1 pseudogene is annotated in these 486 nt (G+C 61.7%); it reads left to right on the top strand.

Annotated elements, in window-relative coordinates:
- Window positions 1-486: pseudogene (locus IAE50_RS25705) on the top strand (hypothetical protein); the annotation flags it as partial.

The raw sequence follows: 486 nt of genomic DNA, 5'->3' as shown, positions 1-486 counted from the left end.
CGAGACGCTGACCGATCTCAGCACGGCCATTTATCTCTGGCAGGAAGGTGGCCTCAGTTCGATGCTCCGGATGCTGGAAAGTCTGGAGCGCGCGTTGGATGAGGCCGGTTATGCACTGACGAGGGCGACCGGGCAGCTGCCCGGCATACTGGCGATGCGATCCATGCCCTTCGCAGACCGGCAGCAGATTGCCGCCGCCCTTGTCCGTGACCGGGAACGCCACTGGGCACCGAAGCAGACGGCGGAAATGGTGGAAGATGCTGTCCGGCAAAGTCAGAAAACCGGCTACGGCGAGATAATGCTGAAAGATCTGCTCGAAAGCCTGCGCAAACGTGGCTGGCGCTTACAGCGGGTTGCGACACCGGAAAAACCCACTACGCCGATGTTCTGGCAGCTGATTCTGGACGTGGAGGCCGATGAAGGTGTGCCGTATGTCAGTATCTCCCGGGCGCTGGGCCGTATCGGCAGCACCTGGCGGGAAGACCG

The organism is Kosakonia sp. S42, assembly GCF_016624785.1.
Classification (GTDB): domain Bacteria; phylum Pseudomonadota; class Gammaproteobacteria; order Enterobacterales; family Enterobacteriaceae; genus Kosakonia; species Kosakonia cowanii.
This window is presented reverse-complemented; position numbering and strand designations above follow the sequence as displayed.